Origin of the sequence: Pandoraea sp. (genome assembly GCF_041919235.1) — a bacterium.
GTDB lineage: Bacteria > Pseudomonadota > Gammaproteobacteria > Burkholderiales > Burkholderiaceae > Pandoraea.
Genome location: NZ_JAYRUC010000002.1, coordinates 130,566 through 153,440, shown reverse-complemented (window position 1 = coordinate 153,440; position 22,875 = coordinate 130,566). Strand labels below are relative to the sequence as shown.

Below are 22,875 nucleotides of genomic sequence, written 5' to 3'. Positions count from 1 at the left end.
CGCATGACACCGGCGACGGCCCGGGAGGCGGTCCGAACCGGTCGCCGGTCGCCGGTCATCGGTCATCGGTCATCGGCCGTCGGTCGAATCGCTGCGCGAGCGCCGCGCGAGGGCGCCGCCGCGATTATGGCATCTCGATCCGGTGGGCGGTAGTCTTGCCGGCCACCGGATACGGCGCGGAGGGCTTACGACAATTGCGGGGCGAGCAGGCGCCGGGCGGTGGCTTCGTCCACGTTGGCGCGCTCCATGAAATCTTCGACTTGATCGGGGCCGATCTTGCCGACGCTGAAGTACGTGCTGTCCGGATGCGACAGATAGAAGCCCGAGACGCTCGCGGCGGGCAGCATGGCGAGCGATTCCGTCACGCTCATGCCGACTTCATGGGCCTGCAGGTAGTGGAACATCGGTCCCTTGACGGAATGTTCCGGGCAGGCCGGATAGCCCGGTGCCGGGCGAATGCCGACATACGTTTCCTTGATGAGGGCCTCGTTATCGAGCTGCTCGGCACTCGCATAGCCCCAGAAGTCGCGTCGCACACGTGCGTGCATGCACTCGGCGAACGCCTCGGCCAGACGATCGGCCAATGCCTTGAGCATGATCGCGCTGTAATCGTCGTGCGTGGCGAGGAAACCGGCCTCCTTGGCGTCGACGCCGAGCCCTGCCGTGACCGCGAACACGCCGATGTAGTCGGCGACGCCGCTGTCCTTCGGCGCGATGAAGTCGGCCAGCGAGCGGTTCGGGCGGCGCACGCCGTCCACGACGGGGCGCTCGCTTTGCTGGCGCAGGTTATGCCACGTGAAGGCCACTTCCGAGCGCGATTCGTCGGTGTAGATCTCGATGTCGTCGTCGCCGACCACGTTGGCGGGCAGCATCGCGATCACACCGTTGGCGTTCAGCCAGCGCCCCTTGATGAGTCGATCGAGCATGTCCTTGCCGTCGGCGAACACGCGCCGGGCCGATTCTCCGACGATCTCGTCGTTCAGAATCGCCGGGAAGGGCCCGGCAAGATCCCACGTCTGGAAGAACGGCCCCCAGTCGATGAAGTGCGCCAGCTCGGCCAGGTCGTAGTTCTTGAACACGCGCCGACCAATGAACTTCGGCTTCGGCGGGACGTAGGCCGACCAATCGATCTTGAACTTGTTCGCGCGCGCGGTCGCGAGCGAAACCATCGGCGTGGCCTTGCGGTTTGCATGCTGCTGACGCACGCGCTCGTAATCGGTCTTGATCTCCGCGAGGTACCGCTCGGCCGCGTCGTCCGAGAGCAGGTTCGAGGCAACCGACACCGAACGCGACGCATCCGGCACGTAGATCACGGGGCCGTCGTAGTGCGGTGCGATCTTCACGGCCGTGTGCACACGCGATGTCGTCGCGCCGCCGATCATCAGCGGGATGTTGCGCAGACGGAAGTAATCGTCGCGCTGCATTTCGGAGGCGACATAGGACATTTCTTCAAGACTGGGTGTGATGAGGCCCGACAGTCCGATGATGTCTGCGCCTTCTTCCTTCGCCTTGGCGAGGATGTCGGCGCACGGCACCATCACGCCCATGTTGACGACTTCGAAGTTGTTGCACTGAAGCACCACGGTCACGATGTTCTTGCCGATGTCGTGCACGTCGCCCTTGACGGTGGCCATCACGATCTTGCCTTTCGAGCGAACGTCTTCGCCGGCGGCGGCCATGCGCGCCTTTTCTTCCTCGATGTAGGGCACCAGGTGCGCGACGGCCTGCTTCATCACGCGTGCGCTCTTCACGACCTGGGGCAGGAACATCTTGCCTGCGCCGAACAGATCGCCCACCACGTTCATGCCGTCCATGAGCGGGCCTTCGATCACCTGGATCGGGCGGCCGCCCGCGGCGGCAATCTTCTGACGCACTTCCTCGGTGTCTTCGACGATGAACGTGGTGATGCCATGGACCAGCGCGTGGGCGAGGCGTGCTTCGACCGGCTGGTTGCGCCACTCCAGATTCTCTTCGCGCTTTTGCGCACCGCCCTTGAAGCGGTCGGCGATTTCGAGCAGACGCTCCGTGCTGTCGTCGCGGCGGTTGAGCACCACGTCTTCGACGCGCTCGCGCAGTTCGGGGTCCAGGTTCTCGTACACGCCGAGCTGACCGGCATTGACGATGCCCATGTCCATGCCCGCCTGAATCGCGTGATACAGGAACACGGTGTGAATCGCTTCGCGCACGATGTCGTTGCCGCGGAACGAGAACGAGACGTTCGACACGCCGCCGCTGATCTTCGCGCCGGGCAGATGTGCCTTGATCCAGCGCGTGGCGTTGATGAAATCGACCGCGTAGTTGTTGTGCTCTTCGATGCCGGTGGCGACGGCGAAGATGTTCGGATCGAAGATGATGTCCTCGGGCGGGAAGCCCACTTCGTCGACGAGTACGCGATAGCTGCGCTCGCAGATCTGGGTCTTGCGCGCGTAGGTGTCGGCCTGACCCTGCTCGTCGAAGGCCATGACCACGGCGGCGGCGCCGTAGCGACGGATAAGCTTGGCGTGATGCACGAATGCATCCTTGCCTTCCTTGAGCGAGATCGAGTTGACGATGGCCTTGCCCTGCACGCACTTGAGTCCCGCTTCGATCACTTCCCACTTCGACGAGTCGATCATGATCGGCACGCGCGCGATATCCGGCTCGGAGGCGATCAGGTTCATGAAGCGCACCATCGCCGCCTTGGAGTCGAGCATCGCCTCGTCCATGTTGATGTCGATGACCTGCGCGCCGTTCTCGACTTGCTGGCGGGCGACGGCGAGCGCCTCATCGAACTGGCCGTTCAGGATCATGCGCGCGAACGCTTTCGAACCCGTGACGTTGGTCCGCTCGCCGACGTTCACGAATAGCGAGCCCTCGCCAATGTTGAAAGGCTCGAGGCCGGACAGGCGCATCGGCGGGACGAAGGGCGTTTGGCTCATGGGGCAATCCGTTCAGTGTTTGGCGCGCCCGCCAGCGCTCGCGCGTGCGAGGCGATGGCGGCGTGCCGGGCTTCTTGCAATCGATCTTGTCGTGTTCGGGCGGCAGACGGCGGCGGCGCTCAGGCGTCGTCGTCTTCGGCACCCTCGGCATGGCGGTACTGCGTCGGCCAGCGGCGCGGTTTCACTTCGGCCAGCGCCTTGGCAATCTCGGCGATATGCTCCGGCGTGGTGCCGCAGCACCCGCCCGCCAGATTCACGAGGCCAGCCTGTGCGAACTCCTTGAGCAGACTCGACGTTACGTCGGGCGTTTCGTCGAAGCCCGTATCGCTCATCGGGTTGGGCAGGCCGGCGTTGGGGTAGACCGAAACGTACGTGTTGCACAGCTTGGCCAACTCGGCGATGTAGGGGCGCATGAGCGTCGCGCCGAGCGCACAGTTCAGGCCGAACGTGAGCGGGCGAGCATGACGCAGCGAATTCCAGAACGCTTCGACCGTCTGGCCCGACAGAATACGTCCGGAGGCGTCGGTGACGGTGCCCGAAATCATGATCGGCAACACTTCGCCAGTGTCTTCGAAGAGCTCGTCGATGGCGAAGAGCGCGGCCTTGGCATTGAGCGTATCGAAAATCGTCTCGACGAGGAACAGGTCGACGCCGCCTTCGAGCAGCGATCTGGCCTGGGCGTAGTAGGCGTCGCGCAGTTGATCGAAGTCGACGTTGCGCGCGCCGGGATCGTTCACGTCCGGGCTGATGCTCGCGGTCTTGGGGGTCGGGCCGATGGCGCCGGCGGCGAAGCGTGGCTTCTCCGGCGTGCTGAACGCGTCGCAGGCCTCGCGCGCGAGTCGCGCCGACGCGCGGTTCATCTCGTCCGCCAGATCGGCCATGTGATAGTCGCTCTGAGCGATCGTCGTCGCGCCGAACGTGTTCGTCTCGAGGATATCGGCGCCCGCTGCGAGGTACTTGCGGTGAATTTCGCCGATGACGTCCGGGCGGGTCAGCGAGAGCAACTCATTGTTGCCTTTGACGTCGTACGCGAAGTCGGCGAAGCGCTCGCCGCGGTACTGCGCTTCGGTCAGCTTGTACCGCTGGATCATCGTTCCCATGGCGCCGTCCAGAATCAGGATGCGCGATTCGAGCAGCGCAGGCAGCGCCTGAGCGCGCGTGTAGCGCGGCTGCACGGGCGACTGACTGGGCGGCTGCGTCGTGTTCGGTGCGGTCCCCGTGCGGGCACTGGCGGCGGATGCGGTAGCGGTGGTCATGACGGACGTCGCCTTGGAGTGGCCGGAAAACCTATAATTGTAATGGTTTTCGCGTCGGCCGCCCCTGCGCCGCGCCGTTTTCAATCTCTCTCGCCAACGATATGGAATTCTTGCTCCCGAGCGCGGCTCACCAGTTTCTGCAAGCCAACGCCAATGCGTTGTTCGTCGACTGCCGCAGCGAAATGGAATACTTGTTCGTGGGGCACCCGGCCGGGGCGATTCACGTGGCCTGGAACGACGGGCCTGATTGGGAAGTCAACCCCCACTTCGTCCAAACCGTGCGCAAGCTGGCCGGCGCCGGGGGCGAGCGGCCCGTGCTGCTGATCTGCCGCAGCGGCAATCGAAGCACGACCGCGGGCGAGGCGCTCGAGGCGGCCGGTTTCCACAATGTCTACGGGGTGCTGCACGGCTTCGAGGGCGATCTCGACGCGACCCACCACCGCAACGCGGTGAATGGCTGGCGCTTCGACGGACTGCCTTGGGAACAGTGCTGAGTGCCGTACCGAGGCAGGCGTGCACCCTCGTGGCCTGACACGACGTTAAGCTTGCAGCCATGAAAAAACCCTCGCCGTGGCGAGGGTTTTTCGTGGGCAACTGCACCGCGTGCGGTGCTGCGTCAATGGAGTACGACCGGGCTCGTCATGAAGGTGTCGAACTGGCCGAGGAATTCATCGACTTCATCCTCGGAAGGCTCGCTGGCAATCAACTTCTGCACTTCTTCACGGAATTGCCGGGCAAGCGAGCCGTCGAGGAAAATCTCACGGCCAGCGGTTTTGTCCACGATTTCATAGCCACCCGCAGACAGCGCGTGATTGCCGTTGTCTGCGGCAAACTCGACAATACAATAGTTCGGGCTGTTGTAAATCATGAGCATGGCAACTCTCCTGGTGTTCCTGCATGGTCCTTGATACCCACATAGGGGCGACACGGCGCGATTTCAAGAGGCAACGCCCCATGATTCGCTTATCGGCACACCGGCTGACGAATTCAACGGTTTTTGGCCCTCCTTGTCAAAGGTCCTGCTTCAGAGCCCGCTTATTTTCGGGTTCAGACATTAGAGGCAGCGCCCTTCAAAAATGTTGCAAGGGCACGGGTTACGAATTGTTTCTGCTCGACCATCGACAGATGCGCGGCGTCGGGCACGATCTCCAGCCGGGCGCCGGCAATACCGCTGGCAATGCGCCGCGCAACGGCCGGTGGGGTCGACGGATCGTTCTCGCCGACCAGCACCAGGGTCGGCGCCTCGATTTCCGGTAACCGTGCCCGCACATCGAACGCGGCCAGTGCTTCGCATGCGGCCGCGAAACCCTCCGGGTGCGCCCGTGCCACCAGCGCGCGAATGCGTTCGGCCTGCTCAGGGTGGCGTTTGCGGAAACGCTCGCCCAGCCAGCGCTCCAGCGTGCCGTCTGCCAGTGCCTTCATCCCATGCTCGCGGGCCGTGGCGGCGCGCTGCAGAAACAGCTGCGCATCGGCGTCGTCGTATCCGGCGGTGGTGTCGATCAACGTCAGACTGGCGATGCGCTCAGGCGCTTCAAGTGCCACTTGCTGTGCCACGGCGCCGCCCATCGAAACGCCAACGAAATGCGTCCTCGGGATCTCCAGCGAACTGAGCAGAGCGGTCGCATCGGCCGCCAGTTGTTCGACGGTGTAAGGCCCACGCGTTACATCGCTGCCGCCATGGCCCCGGCTGTCGTATCGCAATACCCGGAAGTGTGCCGCGAGTTCGGGCACCAGATCGTCCCAGACCGTGAGATCGGCCCCCAGCGGATGCGCCAGCGTCAGCCAAGGACCGTGGCCGTCTACGGCGTAGTGAATCGATGCACCGTTAGCACTGACTTTCATAGTGAGCGGCCCCTTGGTGTCGTCGATGCGTTGGCGAAGTGGCGTCGATGCAATGGGATGTTTCTGATTATGTCAGGAACCGCAGACTTGTGCAGGCCGAATCGTAGTAGCAGGGCAACACTCTACTCCGTCGTCGCGCCGCGCCGCCATGAACCGTTGCCATGAATCGCCGCCATGAATCGCCGACATCGCTCGAATTTCTAAAGAGTTGACGCGAGGGCTTGTTTCGCGCCCGACGGCCGCATCGGGCACGTTCACGGAGGCGATTTACGCGTGAAGATCAGTTCGAATTCGTTGCCCGACGGCTCGGTTTGCTTGACGCGCACCGGCAGCCAGTCGAGCGACGGCGCCAGCCAGATGTCGACGCGTCGCTCGTCGCCCGACTTGCGCGGCAACCGCGTGAAGTGCCGGGTCTCGATGTAGCCCTGCGGCGTTGGCAAGGTTTCGGTGCCGACGTATTGCACCGGCCATACTTCGCTGCTGTCCGTGTCGACCACCGTGAACTCGTGCGTTACACCTAGCTGCGTATAGCGTTCGGGATTGCCTCTCGCGTAGCTCGCCAGTTGCATCATTACGCTGAACCGGTCTTGGGCGCCGGGGGCCAGCGGTACGGTCTGGCCCGAGCGCGAGAAGCTCAGCGTCGGTGTGCCGTCGCGATGGAAATCGGTGACGTACTCGGCGCGACGTCCGCGCTTTTCCACGTAGCGGGACGGCGCAATGCCATTCACGTCGAAACCGCCTTCGCTGATGAACTCGAACGTGCCGAAGAAGATGATCGGCACCGCCACGCGCAGCCGATAGTGCCCGTCTTCGTTGATCCACGCCAGCTCACCGGTCTGATTGCGTACGCCGTTCATGAACGCGTCGTACGTCAGCGTCACGGACGGCGGGGGATCGAACCTATCGCCGTTGGCTGCCGCTGCCGTGAGGGGCGGGCCCGCCGGCGGCGACGCTTGTGCGCTGCTGGCGGGTGCGTCGGCGGTATCGCCGGTGCCGGCGACGGTTTCCGAGGCGGCCTGCGGCCCCGGCGTGTCGACGGTTGCCGGGGCGGCGAGCGTGTTGGGCGGGGCTGGCGGGGCTGGCCGCGCAGGCTTGCGCCGGGCGGGTTTGACGACCGGCTCCGGGGGCGGTGGGGCCGGGGGGGCGGGCGGCGCGACCGGTTTGAGCGGGATCAGCGTGATCGGAATTTCGGGGATCGGCGTATCGGCGAGCGGGGTTCGGTGGTTGTCGACCCACAGCGCGAGGAGCACGTGCGCGAAGAAGACCGCCGCCAGCACGCCCACCCAGACGAACCCGCGCCTGCGCGAACCCGTCGGCGAGGTCGGGCCGGCGGGGGGCGAGCGGGCGTCGTCAGCAGCGTTGGAAGCCGGGGGCACGTTGGACGCTGCTTGGCGAGAGGGGCGATGGGCGCGCGAGAGCACGAGATGCGATTAACCGGAACGTCATGGGCTCAGGATCTCATATTGCGATGAACTCGGTTCGACAGATCGCGTGCGCCGCCGTTCAGGGCGCGACCGCGTTGTCGTCGGTGTCGATCTTGTCGTCCATGTCAGCCAATGGCATGCGTCTGCTTCGTTCCTTCGTTCTTCTCGCCGTCGTGCGCAGCGGGGGGGCGGGCGCTGCGCTCAGGTAGAATCTTCGGCTTCAAGCGCCATTCTATCGGGCCTGAGCCAGCCCGCAGACTCCATCACATGAAACTCGCTACCCGTAAGGACGGCACCCGCGACGGACAACTGGTCGTCGTCTCGCGCGACCTGTCGAGCGCCTGCATTGCCGACGCCATCGCCCCCACGCTGCAACGCGTACTCGACGACTGGACGTTCTACGCGCCCCAGCTTCAGACGCTCTACACCGAACTCAATCACCACCGCGCGCGCAACGCCTTCGCGTTCGATCCGGCCGAGTGCATGGCGCCGCTGCCGCGCGCCTACCAGTGGGCCGACGGTTCGGCCTATGTGAACCACGTCGAGCTGGTGCGCCGCGCGCGCGGGGCCGACATGCCGCCCGAATTCTGGACCGATCCGCTCATGTACCAGGGCGGCAGCGACGATTTCATCGGACCGACGGACGACATCGTGTGCGCGTCGGAGGACTTCGGCATCGACTTCGAAGCGGAGGTTGCCGTGGTGACGTCGGATGTGCCGATGGGGGCGAGCCCGGCGCGCGCGCTGGAAGGCGTTCGTCTGCTGATGCTGGTCAACGACGTGAGCCTGCGCAACCTGATTCCCGCCGAGTTGGCCAAGGGATTCGGCTTCTTCCAGAGCAAACCGGCGAGCAGCTTCTCGCCGGTGGCCGTCACCCCCGACGAACTGGGCGATGCCTGGCGCGAAGGCCGGGTGCACCGTCCGCTCACCGTGAAGTGGAACGACAGGAAGTTCGGTGCTCCCGAATGCGGCGAGGACATGGTGTTCGACTTCGGTCGACTCGTGGCGCACGTCTGCAAGACGCGCAATGTGCGCGCGGGCACCATCGTGGGCTCGGGTACGATCTCGAACAAGGACCGCAGCCGGGGCAGCGCCTGTATCGCCGAGAAGCGCATGTTGGAGACGATTGACAAGGGCGCACCGGAGACCGAATTCATGCGCTTTGGCGATCGCGTGCGCATCGAAATGTTCGATGCGCAGGGCAAGTCGATCTTCGGCGCCATCGATCAGGCGGTCTCGCCGCTGGACGAATGACGCCGCGCGCTGAAATGTCGCTTCCGGCAGGAGGTTGCGGTGCCTCGGCGAGACTGTGCATAGGGTGAACCCGGATATGGCGGGGAATTCTGGCTCCGCTATTCTTTGTCTCCTTGAGTCGGTTCGCACCCCTATCGGGTGCGCGAGCCCGCCCAACTTTCGTCCGCGCAGCGCGAGGTGTCCATTCCGGGACCTCCGCGAGATAGAAAAAACGCGCGCGGGCCAGACCAGATCAGGAGACTCTTCATGCGAAACCCCGTGCGCACTGCCCTGTTGGGTGCGATCTTGCTGGCGTTGGCCGGCGGCGCTGCCGCCCAGGTCAAGGTCGGCGTAAGCATCTCGCTCACCGGCCCGGCCGCCTCGCTCGGCATTCCCGAGCGCAACACGATCTCCATGCTGCCTACCGAGATCGGCGGCCAGAAGATCGACTACATCGTGCTCGATGACGCGTCGGACACCACGACGGCTGTCCAGAACACCAAAAAGCTCATCTCCGAGAACCACGTCGACGTCATCATCGGTTCGTCGATCACGCCGAACTCGCTGGCGATGATCGACGTGGTGGCCAGCGGCACCACGCCCACGATCTCGCTGGCTTCGTCGGCCCGCATCATCGAACCGGTCGACGCCAAACGCTACTGGATGTTCAAGACCCCGCAGACCGACGCGCAAATGGCCTCGGCCATTGCCGAGCATGCGAGCCGTCATGGCGTGAAGACGATGGCGTTCATCGGTCAGGGCGATGCGCTGGGCGAAGCGTTTTATGAGGAAGTCGCCAAGTTCGCCGCGCTGCACAAAATCAAGATGGTCGCCAGCGAGCGCTTCGCGCGCACCGATCCGAGTGTGACGGGGCAGATCCTGAAGATCATGGCAACCCATCCGGACGCCGTCGTCGTGGGCGCTGCGGGCACGCCGGCCGCGCTGCCGCCGAAGGCGCTGGCCGAGCGTGGCTACAAGGGCCTCGTGTATCACAACCACGGCGTGGGCAATAACGACTTCCTGCGCGTGTGCGGCAAGGACTGCAACAACACGTTCCTGCCGGCCAGTCCGGTGCTCGTGGCGTCGCAACTGCCGAACGATAATCCGGCCAAGGCAGTGGCGCTCGACTACATCAAGAAGTACGAAGCCAAGTTCGGCGCGGGCACGGTGGCGGCCTTCGGTTCGTATGCGTGGGACGCAGGTATTCTGCTCGAACGCGCCATTCCGATTGCGCTGAAGTCGGCCAAGCCGGGCACGCCGGAATTCCGCAAGGCGTTGCGCGATGCGCTCGAGACGAGCCGGAACGTGCATGTGTCGAACGGCGTGATCAATATGAGTCCGACCGATCACCTCGGCCTCGATCAGCGCGCCCGCGTGATGGTCGAGATCGTCGATGGCAAGTGGAAAATCGCGCCGTGAGCGCGCGTTGCTGACGCAGTGAACACGCCCGGTAGATCATGGATGTGGCGCGTCTGACGCCACGCATTTCACCCTGATGACCGTCGGCGGCGCCGGCTTTGTCCGGTGCCGCCGCTTCCCAATCCCCGCCTGTGCGGGGATATTTTTTTGGAGCGGTAAGCCATGTCGCAAGACCCGTATCAACACTACCAGTCGCTGCAGTTCAAGCGACATCCCAATGGCGTGCTCGAACTCATCATGGGCGCCGGGGCGAACCAGAGCGGTCTGTCGACGGCCGACCATCGCATGCATCGGGAACTGGCCGATGTGTGGCGCGATATCGACCGCGACGCCGAGACGCGCGCCGTGGTGATTCGCGGCGAAGGCAAAGGGTTCTCCGGTGGCGGCGATCTCTCGCTCGTCGAAGACATGGCCGACGATTTCGCGGTGCGCGCCCGGGTATGGCGCGAAGCCCGCGACCTCGTCTACAACGTGATCAACTGCAGCAAGCCGATCGTCTCGGCGATGCATGGTCCGGCCGTGGGTGCCGGGTTGGTCGCGGGCCTGCTCGCGGACATTTCGATCGCCGCGAAGAACGCGCGCATCATCGACGGCCACACGCGGCTTGGCGTCGCGGCGGGCGATCACGCAGCCATCGTCTGGCCGCTGCTGTGCGGCATGGCGAAGGCGAAATACTATCTGCTTCTGTGCGAGCCGGTGTCTGGCGAAGAGGCCGAGCGTATCGGGCTCGTGTCGCTCACGGTCGACGAGGCGGACCTGCTGCCCCGCGCGTTCGAGGTGGCCGACAAACTTGCGCGCGGCTCGACCACGGCCATTCGGTGGACCAAATATGCGCTCAACAACTGGCTGCGCAGCGCGGGGCCGTCGTTCGACGCATCGCTCGCGCTCGAATTCATGGGCTTTGCGGGACCGGACGTGCGCGAGGGCATTGCGTCGCTGCGCGAGCGCCGTGCGCCCGACTACGGCGGCGATGCCCCGTTCTGACACACCGCGGGCGCACGCTCGGCGTATGATCGATACCCATACACCCCTTGCGCGTCGATGCGCACACGATACGCGCGGCTTGCCGGGAGCGCCCCGCAGGCCGTTCGTCCCCGAACGTGACTGGAGACCGTAATGAGCGATTCGACGAGTGCCATGCCCAACGGCTTCGACATTCTCAAGAAGATGTGGGAAGCCTTCAGCCCGCCCGCGACATTCACTTCGCCGCTCTCGCAATTGATGCAGAGCGCGGCACCCTTGCTCGATCCCGACGAAATCGAGAATCGCATCGCCGAAATGCGTGCGGTGGAGCAGTGGCTCACGCTCAATCTGAATGTGCTGCGCTCGACGATTCAGGCCTTCGAAGTGCAGCGGGCCACCTACGCGACGCTGCGCGCGTTTGGCACGGGCAACTTCGGCGCTGCGAGCGGCGCCGACGCGAGTGGGACCGCGAGCAGCGCGGCGGGTGCCTCGCCGTTCGGGCAGAGCGGCGCGGCGAACTTCTGGCGTTCGCCGTTCGCGGCGGCAGAGCCGGCGCAAGATGTCGAGCCGCAAGCGAGCGCGCCGGCGCCCGAGCCAGAGCCCGAACCCGAGCCGGAAGCGGCGGGTGCGGCAGGTGCGGCGGAAGCCAACCCATCGGGCGGCGGCGACGCGCAGTCGCCATTTGCGCAGGCCGCCAATGCTTACGGCGCGCTCGATCCGTCGCTGTGGTTCAACGCAATGCGGGCGCAGTTCGATCAGATTGCCGCTGCCGCTCAGGCGGCGGGCGTGTCGGCCGCACAGATGACCGATGCCGCAGCGGCGCAAATGTCCGAGGCGGCAGCCAAGGCGGCACAGTCCTCGCCCGCGAAGCAGGCCAAGCGTGACCCGGGAACGGGGGCAGCGAAGGCGGCGGGTCAGCCGGGTACGACCGCCAAGCGTGCGGCGGGTGCCGAGGGGGCGGCGAAGAAAACGACAGGCAAGACGGCTGCCAAGCGCGCGCCTGCCGCCAAGAAGCCGCCTGCGAAATCGGCGGCAGTCAAGACATCGGCAAAGACGTCGACGAAGACATCGACGAAGGCAGCGCCTGCTGCGGGGATGCCTGCGGCGAAGCAAGGTGCGTGGAAGTGGTGACGCCGGCGAGCCGATAACGAATGCCGAAGCGATAGCGTCGTTGGCGTCGCAACGATGGCGACCCGAGGCACAACGACGGCAAAGGTGGGAGGAGGCCCCCCATGATTTCAGGCGAACGTACCGGTCTCGTCCTGATGGGCGGTGGCGCACGAGCGGCGTATCAGGTGGGTGTGATCGCGGCGATTGCGGCCATTCAACGCGAGGTCCTGCCGTCGCGACGCGCGATACCGTTTCCCATCGTCTGCGGCACTTCGGCCGGTGCGATCAATGCGGCGGCGCTCGCATCGCATGCCGACGATTTCCAGCACGGCGCGATGAAGCTCGATGCGGTATGGCGTCAGTTCCATGCCGGTCAGGTGTTTCGCGCGGACTCCCTGGGCATGGCGGGCACTGGGGCACGCTGGCTGGCGGCGCTCTCGCTGGGCTGGGCGCTGCGACGCTCGCCGCGCTCGCTCTTCGATTGGACGCCGCTTGGCGAGATGTTGCGCAATACGATCCGTCTCGACCGGTTGCCGGAGGTGTTCTCGTCGGGGGCGCTCGAGGCGCTGTCGGTGACCGCGCTTTCCTATTCGTCGGGCCAGCACGTCACGTTCTATCAGAGCGCCGAGCCGATTCAGGCGTGGAAGCGCTCGCTGCGCCTCGCGCGTGCGGTGCCGTTGAGCGTGGAGCACTTGCTGGCGTCGAGCGCGATCCCGTTCCTCTTTCCCGCCATCGAACTCGATCTCGACGGCCAGCCGGAGTATTTCGGCGATGGCTCGATGCGTCAGATCGCACCGCTGAGTCCGCCGATCCATTTGGGGGCCACTCGCATTCTGATCATCGGCGCGTCGCACGGACAGTACGGACTCGACAGCAGCGGCGAGCGCATCGACGGTTATCCCAGCCTCGCGCAGATTGGCGGGCAAGCGCTCGCGAGTGTGTTCATCGACGGACTGTCGGCGGATCTGGAGCGTCTCCAACACATCAACAACGTGCTGCGGCACGTGCCCGAAGCGCATCGTGAATCGAGTGGCTGGCGACCCATCGAGACGCTCGTGATTTCCCCGAGTCAACGCATCGAGCCGATTGCGGCGCGACACCTGCAACAGTTGCCGCGCGCCGTACGCACGATACTCGGCGCGATCGGCGCGGACGAGGCGCGGGGCGCGGCCTTCGCCAGCTATCTGCTGTTCGAGGCGTCTTACACGCGGGAGCTCATCGCACTGGGCGAAGCCGACGCCTACGCGCAACGCGACGCAATTGCCGCGTGGCTCGTGGCCGAAGCGGACGGCACCAGCCCGCTCGATCATGTCGAAGCCGGCGCGGTGGGGGGCATCCGAATGCCGGCAAATTCGCCGCTCTCGGCGCAGTCGCCCACCGCCGAGGCGGACACCGGCACGCCGGCCGCATGAACTGCCGTTCTCACTGAACCTCATCCCTATGTCGAAATCCACTGTGGCGTGTCCGTACCCATCGACGTTCTGGCGCGATCCGGCGTTGCCGTTTCTCGAAGCGCGCGAGGTCCTCGATGGGCGTCGCGTGTGCTACGCGCTGCACAGCCATGAGACGTTTTCCATCGGTGTCGTGACGGGCGGGAGGAGTACGTATCAGAATGGCCGGGCGCGTGAGACGGTGGGCCGCGGCAGTGTGGTTGTGATGAATCCCGACGCCGTCCATGCCTGCAATCCCATCGACGACGAAGCGTGGGCCTATCGGATGCTGTTCGTCGACACGGCGTGGTTGCGCGAAATGCAGCGGGAGTTGGGCTTCGCGCATGGACCGGATCTGCATCTGTTCGATCCGATGTCCTCGAACGATCCGGCGTTGTACGAAGGGTTGAACCGGCTTTACGACGTTTGCACCGACGCAACGCACGATCGGCTGGCGCGCGAGAGCGTCGTGCAGCAGTTCTTTATCGACGCGCATGAGCGGCTCAATCCCGCACCGCAGCCGATGCGAGACGATTCGCACAAACTGCGCGACGCCGCAGACTTCATCCGTGAACATTGCCGCGAGGCACTGTCGCTCGCGCAGATCTGCGCAGCAGCGGGGCTTTCGGCTTCTTATTTGACGCGCGTCTTCCGTGCGCAGTACGGGCTCACGCCGCACGCTTTCCTCATGAACCAGCGGATTCAATATGCGCGGCGACGATTGCGTCGCGGTCATGCCATTGCCGAGGTGGCGCTCGATGCGGGCTTCGCCGATCAGGCGCATTTCCAGCGCACCTTCAAGCAACTCCTCGCGGCGACGCCGGGGCATTACCGGGCACCGCGCGCCGCCTGATCCGACGATGCGAAGACGTGAAGACGTGAAGACGCGACGGCTTGCGGCTTTCATCCCGACGCGACGAGATACACTGCACTTCCCGCCAACAGCGCGGCCATCACGCGGTTCAGATGCCGCACGCGTCGCGCGTCACGCATACGATGCCGCAACATTGCGCCTGCGGCGGCCCAGCATCCCACCGAGCACCAACAAACGACGAAATAGATCGCCGCGAATTGCCAGATGCGCGTGGGATCGCCTGCCGTGTATGCGCCCATCCCGGCCAGTGCCGCGAGCCAGGCTTTCGGATTGAGCCATTGCATGACGGCGCCTTTCGCCAGTGTTGGCCCCCCGTGTGTGTCGCCATCGTTCAGTTCGCCGTTGTCGATCACTAGCTTGTACGCCATGTAGAGCAGGAACGCTACGCCGAACCACTGAATCACGTGCATCAGAACGGGCATGCGGGACAGCAGCTCGTACACGCCGAAGCCGACCGCGACGAGCAACACGACGAAGCCCGCCGTCGCGCCCGTCACGTGCCGCAGGCTTGGCCCGAGCCCGAAGCGCGCGCCTGAGCTCAAAGCCACCACATTGACCGGCCCTGGTGTGATCGAAGCGGCTAGCGCGAACGCCGCCATTGAATAGAAAAGTGTCATCGGAAGCCTCAATGCGGACGTAGGCCAGTGAATCGAGGTTCCGAATGTACGCGGCGGCGGGCGCGGCGTATTGAAGAAAACTGCCTTTTGAAGAATACTGCCTTCTGGAGATTCGCCGCCCTTGCGGACGTCTCAACGAAACAGTCGATCGCGTACCCAACGCAATAAGCGCCCAATGACGGGAAGCTTGATGTAAAGATCTTCAGTCGCGTCCCAATAGTCGCGTTGATAGGCCACACGTCCGTCTACGGCGAGGCGCAGATGCGAGGCGCCGTGGATGACCTGTTCATCGTTGAGCCACCGCTTGGTGTGGAAATGCAAATTCCAGACGAGGAGTGCCTGATTGTGTTGCAGCAATGTGGCGGTGAACTCGACACGTGGCACGTCGACACGTTCGAACAAATGCGTGAGCAGGCTTGCAATCTCGGTCGTGCTGTGGACCTCGTGCACGGGCGTTTTGAGGTAGACGTTGGGTGTATAGAACTCGCCCAGACTCCCGACGCCTGGGCGCGAGAGGGTCTCGAAGTAGCGAGTCAGGCGCGTGAGCGCAGCAGCATGATCGATGTCCATAGCCAGGCTCGCGTGGGCGCTTAGGCAGCGCGATTGGATGGCCCCATCCGTGGCCGGTACGGGGTCGGTCCGCAGGCCGGTGCTTGCCGACGCGGGCGGAGATTCAGCGCGCGTCGCTGATCAATTCGGCGCGAAGATCGGGGGCGCTGGTGCGCGGGTCCAGCCAAATGGCGAAGAAGGCGCGGCCGAAGGCGTCGCCTGCGATCTGGCCGATGAGCTTGCCGTCCGAAAAGAAGCGCGTGCCGTCGCCGGGCCGAAACACGCCCGTCAAATGCTGTCCGGCCGATACGTCGGGCAGAATGCGCGCAAGCGCTTCGCCCCAGTGCTGCCGTTGCGCATCGGTCGCCACTTTGAGCTTTGTCATCTCCATCAGACTTCGCTGCACGAGCGTACCGGAACTGAAGCTGCGCGCGTAGCGCAGATCGAGTACCAGGGGGTGGGCGCTCCAGTTCGCGCTGACGCGTTCAGCGCCGGAGAAGAGTTCCGCGTCGTAGAGGTGAAACCCCAGGCGTGAGAACGAGCCGTGGCCGACCAGGCGTGCGGCGGGGATTTCCTGAGACGCCAGTTGTCCGGCGTCGAATGCGAGCGCGCCGGGCGCTGCGCCCAACGCGGCCAGAAAGCAGGCGATGCGCAGCCATGCGCAAAGTGCGGGACGAGTTGCCATGCTCGGCTCCTTATCGGTCAAGGATCCAGTCGAGTTGGTAGGCCCGTTGGCGGCGCGCCGGTCGTTCTGCCGATGCGCCGGCCGGTACAACTTGTTGCGTATTTGCGACTGAGAACTATCCTCAAGGTGAGACGCAGAAATACAAACCACTGCGACAAACCACTGTGCCGACGGGTAAGGTTGCCCGAACCCCGTCACAACTACGGAACGATTAGTTTTAGCGTAGACCATCGAACGCCGCTCGCGCAACCCGTGGCACGAGGACATACCCTGACGCGCTGCCGACGTGTTCTGGGCGCCAGCGTTGGCGGAGACGGGAGACAGGCAACGCAGCGACACCTATCGTGCATTGACAGAGGGTAGGCTTGTCGCGCCTTACAGCTTAAGCGCGTTGCGTGACAGTTTGATGGGGGTCAATATTACGACGCATTACCGTCATGCAGGTGCCGGAGCGCCCGGGAAGACGAGGGTTTTATGTTATGATTCAAGAGTTTGCCCATATTTTAGTACGGTCGCTCTAAGCGAGATCGCCAGGATGCGGCCAGATTACAGGCGTTAAATCGCCGTCCTTCAGCGACGGCAGGGTTCAAGACGTGAAGTCGGATAGCGGGGGCTGTCCACGACACGCTCACCGTTTTGTCTGTCGAAATTCGGCGTAAACTTTCACAATACTATCTTGAGTCCTGGTGTAAGGTCTCGCGACCTTGGGGGTAATTGAAATGAACGAAATGCTGTATCCCGAACTGTACAAGTCGCTGGAGGCAGTGCGTTGGAACATGGAGAAGGATATTCCGTGGGACAAGTTCGACGCGAGCCAACTCACGGACGATCAGGCGCGCACCATCAAGATGAATGCCATCACGGAATGGGCGGCGCTGCCGGCGACCGAGATGTTCCTGCGCGACAACCGTGACGACAGCGATTTTTCCGCGTTCATGAGCGTGTGGTTCTTCGAAGAGCAGAAGCACTCGCTGGTGCTCATGGAGTACCTGCGTCGCTTCCGCCCGGACCTCGTGCCGACCGAGGCCGAACTGCATGCAGTGCGCTTTCCGTTCGACCCTGCCCCGCCGCTCGAGACGCTCATGCTGCACTTCTGCGGCGAGATCCGCCTGAACCACTGGTATCGCCGTGCAGCCGAGTGGCACACCGAGCCGGTCATCAAGGCCATCTACGAAATTATTTCGCGTGACGAAGCCCGTCATGGCGGCGCTTACCTGCGCTATATGAAGAAGGCGCTCACGAGCTTCGGCGACAACGCGCGGGCTGCGTTCGCGAAGATCGGCGTACTGATGGCTTCGGCACGCCGCACCGAGAAGCCGTTGCATCCGACCAACCTGCACGTGAACAAGGACCTGTTCCCGAACGACACGGTGCAGTCGCGTCTGCCTGAGCCGGAGTGGCTCGAACACTGGCTCGACGAGCAGATCAAGTTCGACGATAGCTGGGAGAAGAAGGTCGTCGAGCGCATTCTGCACAACATGTCGCTGTTGTTCGAGCACACCTTCGCAACGGCGCAGGACCTGAACCGCTACCGCAAGGAAATCACCAGCCGTCTGGCAGCGGTCGCGGCACCGGCCGTCGCCACCGCGTCGTAATCTCGCGGGCAGCGCTCGTCGCATCGACAGCCTGTCGCATCGACAAAAAAGGGGCTTCGGCCCCTTTTTTTGTTGTCACGCATGCGGCGTGGGACAATAGCCTGTTCACTTCGACCGATCGTCATGTCAACTCCCCAAGCCATTCCTGCGGCCGATTTCGAGGCCAAGATTCTCTCTCGCGAGGCCCTCGTGGCGCTGGCGCCGACCCTGCCGCGACCGTTGGTATTCACCAACGGCGTGTTCGACATTCTGCATCGCGGACATGTGACGTACCTCGCACAGGCGCGTGCGCTCGGCGCATGCCTGATCGTCGGGGTGAACTCCGACGCTTCGGTGCGAACGCTCGGCAAAGGCGACGACCGTCCGATCAACAATGAGCACGACCGTGCGGCGCTGCTTGCGGCGCTGCAAAGCGTCGATTACGTGGTGACGTTTGGTGAATCGACGCCCGAGGCGCTGATCGCCGCCGTGCGTCCTGATCTGCTGGTCAAAGGCGGCGACTACGAAATGGACACGCTGCCGGAATCCGCGCTCGTTCGCAGTTGGGGCGGCAAGGCGCTGGCGATTCCGTTCGAACATCAGCGCTCGACAACGTCGTTGCTCAAGAAGGTTCGCACCCAGTCATGAGTCTCGCTCCGCTCGTTGAAGTGACACGTGGCGCGAATGGCGTCGATACCGTCGAGTGCGTCCATTACGGTGCCGTCGCCGTTGTCGACGCGCATGGGCGCTTGCGCTATGCCGCAGGCGATCCGTCGTTTCTGACCTTCTCGCGCTCGACGCTCAAGCCACTTCAGGCGCTGCCGTTCGTCGAGGGCGACGGCGTCGCCCATTTCGGGCTAACGCAGTCTGAGCTGGCGTTGCTGTGTGCGAGCCACTCCGGTGAGAGCTTTCATGTCGACGGGGTGAAAAGCTTGCTGAACAAGGCAGGCTGTGACGAACATCATTTGCAGTGCGGCTGCCACACGCCGACGTTTTATTCCGCAACCGGCAAACGGGCGCCTGCGGACCTGAGGCCGACGTCGTTGCATCACAACTGTTCGGGCAAGCATGCGGGCTTTCTCGCGTATTGCGTGCAACACGGTCTGCCGCTCGACACTTATCTGGACCCTGCGCATCCGCTACAACAGGCGATTCGTGCGCGCGTGGGCGATGTCGTAGGCGTAAGCGGCGACACGCTGCCGTTGGGTATCGATGGATGCTCTGCGCCCAACTATGCCTTGCCGCTCGACAAGTTGGCTGCCGCGTATGCCCGGCTCGCCGCGAGCGACGATGCCGCGCTCTCGACGCTGTTTGCCGCCATGACACAGCAGCCGGAGATGGTCTCCGGCACGGCGCGCAACGATCTGGCATTCATGCGTATGGCACCCGGCGACTGGGTCGCGAAAATCGGCGCGGACGGTGTGCAGACGATCGGCGTGCGCTCCGCAGGGCTCGGTATCGCGATCAAAGTCGTCGACGGCAATATGCGCGCGCTGTATACCGCTGCGGTTGCGGTGCTTCAGGCGCTCGGTCTGGTCGAGTCGCCTGAAACCACGGGGCTGGCGCCGTGGGTGTCTCCGGTCGTCAAGAATGCGCGCGGCATGCGCACGGGCGTCGTGCGTCCCGTTGTGGAATTGAAGCGCATCAACTGAGGTTTCACGCAGGCGGGCTGCCTGCCTGCGGCGGGCAAGTTCTTACCCACTTGGCCGACCATTGTTGCGTCACCACGCCGCGAATCTGATTGGCGATGTTCGCGTTGATCCCCACGATCCGGTACACGATTCGGCTTTTTGCGTTCGGCCGCTCGTTCAATTGCGGCGTAATGCCTTTCTTTTGCGCTGCCGCCATCAAGTGCATGGCACGTTCCCGGTCATTGAACAGGCCAAGCGAGACGACGAGATTCGCGCTGTCGTCGTTGAGCAGGAAATACTCCGTCACGCCTGCCGAGCGAAGCTGTGCGATCTGCTTGTCGGCCGCCGCCTTGTTGGGCACCGGGTTGAGATGCACCCAGTACCGCTTGTCGAGCGCGACGGATTGAAGATCACCTTGTCCCGCCGGCAGTGCCGCGAGCAACAGGCCACGCGCCGACTGCGCGTCGTTAGCCGGGAAAGGGCCCACATCGAGGCAGATGGGGGCGGCCGTTGTCGTCGTTGTGGTCGTTGTCGGGGATGCCGGCGCATCGCCCGATACCGCGCTCGGCCCTGTGGCGGCGACGGTCTGACGGGCTGCCGCCGGCGCTGAAGCCGACACGGCGGATGCCGTGGCTAGCGAAACGTCCGTATTGTGCTGCCTGTCATTGCCCGTGCTTGTGCTGTCGGTGCCAGCGACGCTTGCCCTGACGTTGTCGTTGGCATTCGCGTTGGCATGATCGTTGGCGTTGGCGTTGGCGTTGGCGTTGGCGTTGGCGGAATCGGCGCCGTCGGGGCCACGCGATGCATTCGCTGCGCTGGCGGCCGCCGTTGCCGGTGACTGATCGCCGATCTCTGCGCCGATGAGACGGATTCGTTCGGGCTCGAGCTGCATTTCGACGCGCGCCGGTTCACGGCCGGTGGCGGGCAACATATCGTGCCAGGTCAGCCAGCCGAGCTGCACGGCCGCAAGCGCCGCGTTCGCGGCCAGGAACATGACAAGCAACAGCGCACGCAACATCTCAGGTACCCCCTCGGGCATGTTCACCGTCGTGCGGCGGGGATGCAGCGCTATCGATCGTATTCGCCGTGCCGGCCATATCTCTCATCGCTATCTTGTCCGTCGTGTCGACGGTGTCGGGAAGGGATGTCCCGGCTGCCGTCGTGCATGACTCTGCCGCACGAAGCGCAACTTCGTACAAACCGGCGGTTACCAGTTGATCGTGTTCGGTAAAGGGCAAGGCGAGGGTTTGCGCGAGCGCCTGACGGGCCCCGCCGGAGATCACGCAGCGCACTGGCGCGCCGAGTTGCGCCTGCAGTTGTGCGTGACTGCGCTCGACCAGGCCGGCCTGCGCGGCGGCGCATCCGCGCAGGATGGCGTCGGCCGTGCTACGGGCGAACGCCTGCCCGCCGGACGGCGTCGTGGCGTCGAGCGTCGGCAACTGCGCGGTGCCCTGGGCAAGCGACTGCAGCATCAGCGCGGGGCCCGGCGCGATCAATCCGCCGAGATAATCGCCGTCTGCCTGCAACGCTTCAACCGTTGTTGCGGTGCCCAATGTGACGATCAACAGATGTTCGCCCGGCCACGCGGCGTGCGCGCCGATCAGGCTTGCCCAACGGTCGCTGCCCAACTGCGACGGGGTGTGATAACCGTTGCGCACGCCCGCGCGCGATTCGCTGGCGCGCAAGACGTGCAGCCCACCGGACGATGCCGTGCCCCACAGCGTTTGCAGGGTCATGCGCACTGCCTGTTCTGCGGCGTCGCCCGCCACGTTTGCGAGCCAGACGCCAGCCGGTGCCGGGCACACGAAGCCCTTGTCTTGCCCGCCCTGGCCTGCGGCCGACGGCACCGCGTTCGGAGCGAAGTGGGTGTTGTCCCCCGTTCCCGAGGTCAGCGCAGCCCAGCCAGCGCGAATTTGCGCAGCGAGCGTGCGCCATTCGGTGTGGTCTACCGCGCCGCTGGCAAGAAATGATGGCGCCGCCGCGCGCCATGCCGCAGGGCGCACCGCCGGCGCAAGTGCCCATTTGATTCGGCTGTTGCCGGCATCGACGAGCAACCACGGCGCGCCATTGACGCCGCTTGTGGCGTCCGTGATATCGGTGACATCCTTGGCGGTGGCGTCTGTGACCTTGGTGACATCCGCGACATTCGTGACATCCGCGACATTCCTGGCACGGGCGATAGCGGCGATTGAGACGTCAGAGGTCGTTCCCATTGGCGTCGCAGCATCTACCGGTCGCGGCGAACGCGGCGAGGGGATTTGCCGGGAGGCGGCCATCAGCGGACTCCTTTTGCGTCCGGTGCGTCGGCCCTATCGAGCAATCGCACGGACACTTCCCCGCTGGCGATGGCGCGCTCGCCCTCGTGAGTCGCGACGCGCAGGCAACCCTGAGAATCGACGCCGAGCGCCACGCCATGGAGCTTGTCGCGGCCGTGCTCGATGATGCGAACCGATGCCCCACTATAGGCGTGCATTGCTTCCCAGTCATCGCGGAAGGCGCTGAACCGATGTTCGGCAAAGCGATTCAGCATGGCCGCAAGACGAAGCATCAACGCGACGAGAACGGACGACATGTCGGGGTCCGGCAGCACCGATTCGAGCGCCGCTGCCGGGGTGGCCGGCATGACGGCCGGTGAGGCGATGCCGGATTCGGCCGCTGCGCCGGCCGAAAGGGAGGCCGCGCGATCGATACGCGTGGCCACATCGTCGGCGCGCCGAAGATTGACGCCGATACCGATCACCACCCCGATTCGTCCCGGCCCCGTTGGGACCGTCTCAATCAGAATGCCTGCGAGCTTTGCGCCGCGCAGCAGCACATCGTTGGGCCATTTGAGCCCGAGTGCGTGCGGTGCCGACAACGGCAGGTCCGATAGCCCCTCCACGACCGCGACACCCGTCGCGAGCGACAATCCGGCCAACTCGGCGGGTCCGCCCGGCATCACATAAGCCAGCGAAAACGTAAGGCTGTCGCCCGGCAGGCTCTGCCAGGCCCGGCCACGTTGGCCGCGTCCACTCGTCTGGTGCATCGCCGCTCGCACGACAGGCGCGCTCGACCCGTCTTCGCGAAGTTGGGCAAGCAGGTCGAGATTTGTGGAGCCCGTGGTGTCGACAACGTCGATCTGCCAGCCGCCGCAGGCGGAGGCCAGACCCGAGCGAATCCGGTCGCCGTCGAGCCGCCGGGAGGCCGGGGCGTGCGGCGATCCGGCGCCCGCGCCGGCCGGACGTTCGGACGACTCCGCAGCCGGAGTGGCGGGGGCGGTGTTCGGCGAGGAAGATGCGGCGTTATTCATGGCTGCTATTGTAGCGGCGAGGCGGGTGCCGCGCCGGTCTGCGCTGCGCCAATCCTCGCTT

Annotated in this window: 20 protein-coding genes and 1 pseudogene; 10 read left to right on the top strand and 11 right to left on the bottom strand. The window is 64.6% G+C overall.

Annotated features, from left to right (window positions below; all coding sequences use genetic code 11):
* Positions 1 to 185: 185 nt before the first annotated feature.
* Both metH and ACE3UG_RS02265 read right to left on the bottom strand, forming a co-directional pair.
* Positions 186 to 2,918 carry a methionine synthase gene (gene metH, locus ACE3UG_RS02270; RefSeq protein WP_374619040.1) on the bottom strand — a complete coding sequence of 911 codons (2,733 nt, stop codon included), beginning with the start codon at positions 2,916 to 2,918 and terminating at the stop codon, positions 186 to 188.
* Positions 2,919 to 3,037: 119 nt separating this feature from the next.
* On the bottom strand, positions 3,038 to 4,174 hold the full coding sequence (locus tag ACE3UG_RS02265) for a homocysteine S-methyltransferase family protein (protein WP_374619038.1): 1,137 nt from the start codon (positions 4,172 to 4,174) through the stop codon (positions 3,038 to 3,040).
* A gap of 101 nt (positions 4,175 to 4,275) precedes the next feature.
* On the opposite strand from ACE3UG_RS02265, the gene ACE3UG_RS02260 reads away from it, so the two are divergent.
* Positions 4,276 to 4,668 carry a rhodanese-like domain-containing protein gene (locus tag ACE3UG_RS02260; RefSeq protein WP_374619036.1) on the top strand — a complete coding sequence of 131 codons (393 nt, stop codon included), beginning with the start codon at positions 4,276 to 4,278 and terminating at the stop codon, positions 4,666 to 4,668.
* Between the two features lie 122 nt (positions 4,669 to 4,790).
* Here the strand turns inward: ACE3UG_RS02260 and ACE3UG_RS02255 are convergent, their stop codons facing one another.
* The 3 genes from ACE3UG_RS02255 to ACE3UG_RS02245 form a co-directional block, all read right to left on the bottom strand.
* On the bottom strand, positions 4,791 to 5,048 hold the full coding sequence (locus tag ACE3UG_RS02255; protein WP_374619034.1) for a DUF3567 domain-containing protein: 258 nt from the start codon (positions 5,046 to 5,048) through the stop codon (positions 4,791 to 4,793).
* 173 nt (positions 5,049 to 5,221) lie between these two features.
* Positions 5,222 to 6,016 carry a 3-oxoadipate enol-lactonase gene (gene pcaD / locus ACE3UG_RS02250; protein ID WP_374619032.1) on the bottom strand — a complete coding sequence of 265 codons (795 nt, stop codon included), beginning with the start codon at positions 6,014 to 6,016 and terminating at the stop codon, positions 5,222 to 5,224.
* Positions 6,017 to 6,270: 254 nt separating this feature from the next.
* Entirely contained in the window at positions 6,271 to 7,392 is a 1,122-nt protein-coding gene (locus ACE3UG_RS02245) for a DUF3108 domain-containing protein (protein ID WP_374619029.1), read from the bottom strand.
* Positions 7,393 to 7,707: 315 nt separating this feature from the next.
* Between ACE3UG_RS02245 and ACE3UG_RS02240 the strand changes: the two genes are divergently transcribed.
* The 6 genes from ACE3UG_RS02240 to ACE3UG_RS02215 all read left to right on the top strand — a co-directional run bounded on the left by ACE3UG_RS02240 (position 7,708) and on the right by ACE3UG_RS02215 (position 14,448).
* A complete protein-coding gene (locus ACE3UG_RS02240) occupies positions 7,708 to 8,694 on the top strand; it encodes a fumarylacetoacetate hydrolase family protein (RefSeq protein WP_374619026.1) in 987 nt (328 codons plus the stop codon).
* A 246-nt stretch (positions 8,695 to 8,940) separates the two neighbouring features.
* Positions 8,941 to 10,092, top strand: a complete 1,152-nt coding sequence (locus ACE3UG_RS02235) for an ABC transporter substrate-binding protein (protein WP_374619023.1) — start codon at positions 8,941 to 8,943, stop codon at positions 10,090 to 10,092.
* Positions 10,093 to 10,254: 162 nt separating this feature from the next.
* Complete coding sequence (locus ACE3UG_RS02230) at positions 10,255 to 11,076, top strand: enoyl-CoA hydratase/isomerase family protein (RefSeq protein ID WP_374619020.1); 822 nt, start codon at positions 10,255 to 10,257, stop codon at positions 11,074 to 11,076.
* Between the two features lie 132 nt (positions 11,077 to 11,208).
* Positions 11,209 to 12,186, top strand: coding sequence for a PhaM family polyhydroxyalkanoate granule multifunctional regulatory protein (locus ACE3UG_RS02225; RefSeq protein ID WP_374619018.1), 978 nt, complete (start codon positions 11,209 to 11,211; stop codon positions 12,184 to 12,186).
* Positions 12,187 to 12,287: 101 nt separating this feature from the next.
* On the top strand, positions 12,288 to 13,577 hold the full coding sequence (locus ACE3UG_RS02220) for a patatin-like phospholipase family protein (protein ID WP_374619015.1): 1,290 nt from the start codon (positions 12,288 to 12,290) through the stop codon (positions 13,575 to 13,577).
* A 28-nt stretch (positions 13,578 to 13,605) separates the two neighbouring features.
* Positions 13,606 to 14,448, top strand: a complete 843-nt coding sequence (locus ACE3UG_RS02215; RefSeq protein WP_374619013.1) for an AraC family transcriptional regulator — start codon at positions 13,606 to 13,608, stop codon at positions 14,446 to 14,448.
* A 50-nt stretch (positions 14,449 to 14,498) separates the two neighbouring features.
* On the opposite strand, the gene ACE3UG_RS02210 is transcribed toward ACE3UG_RS02215, so the two are convergent.
* The 3 genes from ACE3UG_RS02210 to ACE3UG_RS02200 form a co-directional block, all read right to left on the bottom strand.
* Complete coding sequence (locus ACE3UG_RS02210; RefSeq protein WP_374619010.1) at positions 14,499 to 15,086, bottom strand: LysE family translocator; 588 nt, start codon at positions 15,084 to 15,086, stop codon at positions 14,499 to 14,501.
* Between the two features lie 132 nt (positions 15,087 to 15,218).
* Positions 15,219 to 15,656, bottom strand: a complete 438-nt coding sequence (locus ACE3UG_RS02205; protein WP_374619007.1) for a nuclear transport factor 2 family protein — start codon at positions 15,654 to 15,656, stop codon at positions 15,219 to 15,221.
* 103 nt (positions 15,657 to 15,759) lie between these two features.
* Positions 15,760 to 16,320, bottom strand: coding sequence for a chalcone isomerase family protein (locus tag ACE3UG_RS02200; RefSeq protein WP_374619004.1), 561 nt, complete (start codon positions 16,318 to 16,320; stop codon positions 15,760 to 15,762).
* Positions 16,321 to 17,048: 728 nt separating this feature from the next.
* On the opposite strand from ACE3UG_RS02200, the gene ACE3UG_RS02195 reads away from it, so the two are divergent.
* From ACE3UG_RS02195 to ACE3UG_RS02185, 3 genes are all read left to right on the top strand, one after another.
* A complete protein-coding gene (locus ACE3UG_RS02195; protein ID WP_374619304.1) occupies positions 17,049 to 17,915 on the top strand; it encodes a ferritin-like domain-containing protein in 867 nt (288 codons plus the stop codon).
* Positions 17,916 to 18,038: 123 nt separating this feature from the next.
* Positions 18,039 to 18,542, top strand: a complete 504-nt coding sequence (gene rfaE2, locus ACE3UG_RS02190) for a D-glycero-beta-D-manno-heptose 1-phosphate adenylyltransferase (RefSeq protein WP_374619001.1) — start codon at positions 18,039 to 18,041, stop codon at positions 18,540 to 18,542.
* Positions 18,539 to 19,546 carry an asparaginase gene (locus ACE3UG_RS02185; protein ID WP_374618998.1) on the top strand — a complete coding sequence of 336 codons (1,008 nt, stop codon included), beginning with the start codon at positions 18,539 to 18,541 and terminating at the stop codon, positions 19,544 to 19,546. The genes rfaE2 and ACE3UG_RS02185 overlap by 4 nt, the downstream gene beginning before the upstream one ends.
* 4 nt (positions 19,547 to 19,550) lie before the next feature.
* Here the strand turns inward: ACE3UG_RS02185 and ACE3UG_RS02180 are convergent, their stop codons facing one another.
* The 3 genes and pseudogenes from ACE3UG_RS02180 to ACE3UG_RS02170 all read right to left on the bottom strand — a co-directional run bounded on the left by ACE3UG_RS02180 (position 19,551) and on the right by ACE3UG_RS02170 (position 22,814).
* Positions 19,551 to 20,564 carry an SPOR domain-containing protein gene (locus ACE3UG_RS02180; RefSeq protein WP_374618995.1) on the bottom strand — a complete coding sequence of 338 codons (1,014 nt, stop codon included), beginning with the start codon at positions 20,562 to 20,564 and terminating at the stop codon, positions 19,551 to 19,553.
* 136 nt (positions 20,565 to 20,700) lie between these two features.
* Positions 20,701 to 21,618 (bottom strand): annotated as a pseudogene (locus tag ACE3UG_RS02175) (type III pantothenate kinase); the annotation flags it as partial.
* Between the two features lie 182 nt (positions 21,619 to 21,800).
* Entirely contained in the window at positions 21,801 to 22,814 is a 1,014-nt protein-coding gene (locus tag ACE3UG_RS02170) for a biotin--[acetyl-CoA-carboxylase] ligase (protein WP_374618993.1), read from the bottom strand.
* Positions 22,815 to 22,875: the final 61 nt, after the last annotated feature.